Raw genomic sequence first — 2,838 nt, forward strand, 5'->3', positions numbered from 1 at the left:
TCTCGACCGCCAGTTCGCGGTTACCGGGCCGGACCAGGTCTGGTGCGGCGATGTGACTTATATCTGGACGGGTAAATGCTGGGCTTATCTGGCGGTGGTGCTGGACTTGTTTGCACGTAAACCGGTGGGCTGGGCCATGTCGACGTCACCGGACTCGGCACTGACGGTCAAAGCGTTGCAGATGGCCTGGGAGCTTCGGGGTAAGCCAACAGACGTGGCGTTCCACAGCGACCAGGGCAGCCCCTATACCAGCCGTAGATATCGGCAGGCGCTGTGGCGCTGTAGGATAAAGCAGAGTATGAGTCGACGGGGAAACTGCTGGGATAACGCCCCTATGGAGCAGTTCTTCCGGAGCCTGAAGACCGAATGGGTGCCGACGAAGGGCTATAACAGCTTCAGCGAAGCCCAGGGCGCGATAATCCGCTATATAACGGGATATTACAGCGCTATCAGGCCCCACTGGTATAACGGCAGTCTGACGCCCAACGAATCTGAGCGGCTGTACTACTTACAGTCTAATGCTGTGGCCAGTATTAGTTGACCACTACAGAGGCTTATGACGCTGCCCAGTCTACCTTCGAACATTACAACGAATGGCATCCTCACAGTGCACTGGGATATCGTTCGCCACGGGAATATCTGCGGCGGTGAACCACTCATGGGTTATGCGATAAAAAGTATCTGGAAATGTAGGGGCCAATCCAAAACAGTTCAAGTAACCGTTTCTGTTTGTACTGACTAAGTCTGCTTTTTCTCATGGAACCATCCCCATCCTAGATGATCTTAGTTATCTAGAATAGCCCCATATCTTTATACCTTGGTGGAGATGCTTAATATAGAAACCAGAGAGTATAAACCGGAGTTGGACATGATCCGTTCGTGACGGCAAGGGGCATAAAAGGTTGAAAGCGACCATTCGGTCTAATACCCTGCTGCGATGAATAAAACGACCCGCTTTAATGCTTTGATACACGAGAGCATCTGCTCAATACCGGCGAACAGTTCTGCCTGCAGCGCTGCTTCAACGGTATGGGCCTTATTGAGCTGCTAAAACAGGCAGAAGTGCCTAAAGGGGCGTTCTATCACTATTTCCTTTCTAAGGAAGCGTTCGACGTGGCGATGCTTGAGCGCTACTTTGCTCGTATCATCAGCGCCTGTCTGGCTATCTCAATGATCGTCAGATAAGCTATCGTCAGCGGGTGCTGGATTACTGCCAGCAGTCGCTTTCGTTCTGCTAGGAGAACAGTTTCGCTGGGTGCCTCTCGGTTAAGCTGTCGACCGAGGTTTGCGATCTGTCAGGAGCGATGAGCAGCGCGCTACATGCGGGCTCTGAATCATTGATGGCCACGCTGGTCAACACGCTAATTAAAGCGCAGCAGCAGGGTACGCTGTCAGCGGAAGTCAACTGCACCCGATGCGCATTAACGTTATACACTCTGTGGCTGGGAGCCAGCCTGCAAAGTAAAATCTGCCGTGATAATGCGCCCTTGCTTAACGCAATGTCAGGAAATAAGTGAAACGTAAAAAACACCTTTTCTAGTCGACCGGTCTACTAGGAGTAAGTTATGAAACTGAAAAAACTGTTTACCCCTCTCAAAATCGGCGCAATTACCGTGCCGAACCGCATTTTTATGGCACCGCTGACGCGTCTGCGCAGTATTGAACCTGGCGATATCCCGACTCCGCTGATGGGCGAATATTACCGCCAACGTGCCAGCGCAGGATTAATTATTACCGAAGCTACACAGATTAGTGCGCAGGCGAAAGGCTATGCCGGGGCACCAGGTTTACATTCGGCTGAACAGATCTGCGTGTGGAAAGCAATCAATGAAGGAATTCATCACAATGGCGGTCACAGTGCCGTACAGCTTTGGCACACCGGACGTATCTCGCACACCAGCGTGCAGCATGAGGGTGCGGCGCCGGTTTCTGCTTCCGCCATTAATGCTGAAACGCGCACCTCACTGCGTGATGAAGCGGGTAACGCCGTGCGCGAAGCCACCTCCACGCCACGCGCACTGGCAACCGAAGAAGTGGCAGGTATCGTTAATGATTTCCGTCAGGCAGTAAGCAACGCCCGCGAAGCCGATTTTGACTTGGTTGAGCTGCACAGCGCCCACGGTTACCTGATCCACCAGTTCCTGTCCCCTGCCTCAAACCAGCGTGAAGATCGCTACGGCGGCAGCATTGAAAATCGCACGCGTTTTGCGCTCGAAGTGGTTGATGCCGCGATCGCTGCGTGGAACGCAGACCGCATCGCGGTCCGTATTTCACCTCTCGGCCCGTTCAATGGCCTAGACAATGGTGAAGATCAGGAAGAAGCCGCACTGTATTACATTGCTGAGCTGGAAAAACGTCATCTTGCCTATCTGCATATTTCTGAACCAGACTGGGCGGGCGGAAAACCTTACAGCGAGAGCTTCCGTAAGGCTATCCGTGCCGTTTACTCTAGAGTAATTGTCGGAGCCGGTGGTTACACTGCAGAAAAAGCAGAAACGCTGATTGAACAAGGCCTGATTGACTCCGTTGCTTTTGGGCGCAGCTACATTGCCAACCCGGACTTGGTCGAGCGCCTGAAACAGCAGGCTGAACTGAATGCCCCACAGCCAGAAACCTTCTACGGTGGCGGCGCGAAAGGCTATACCGATTACCCGATTCTGGGGTAAGGATTCGCAGCGGTTGCTTAACCTCTATAGAGGACTTTTTACGTCATCCACCGATCGATGGTGCCGATAAAAGAGAATGTTATGCGTTTACTCCACACCGACTTTGTTGAATAACAGGTAACCACGCTGTTTTAATGTGCCGATTTTGGACTAAAAGGCTAGCCATTCCAGC

Annotated in this window: 2 protein-coding genes and 2 pseudogenes; all 4 read left to right on the plus strand. The window is 52.4% G+C overall.

Annotation, left to right across the window (positions count from 1 at the left end; all coding sequences use genetic code 11):
* On the plus strand, positions 1 to 541 hold a 541-nt coding region (locus BBW68_RS14280), incomplete at its 5' end, for an IS3 family transposase (protein WP_070135860.1).
* A 17-nt stretch (positions 542 to 558) separates the two neighbouring features.
* A pseudogene (locus BBW68_RS20260) lies at positions 559 to 651 on the plus strand (integrase core domain-containing protein); the annotation flags it as partial.
* A gap of 330 nt (positions 652 to 981) precedes the next feature.
* A pseudogene (locus BBW68_RS14285) lies at positions 982 to 1,517 on the plus strand (TetR/AcrR family transcriptional regulator).
* A gap of 48 nt (positions 1,518 to 1,565) precedes the next feature.
* Positions 1,566 to 2,666 carry an alkene reductase gene (nemA, locus tag BBW68_RS14290; RefSeq protein WP_070135861.1) on the plus strand — a complete coding sequence of 367 codons (1,101 nt, stop codon included), beginning with the start codon at positions 1,566 to 1,568 and terminating at the stop codon, positions 2,664 to 2,666.
* Positions 2,667 to 2,838: the final 172 nt, after the last annotated feature.

It is taken from the genome of Candidatus Erwinia dacicola (assembly GCF_001756855.1).
Lineage (GTDB): Bacteria > Pseudomonadota > Gammaproteobacteria > Enterobacterales > Enterobacteriaceae > Erwinia > Erwinia dacicola.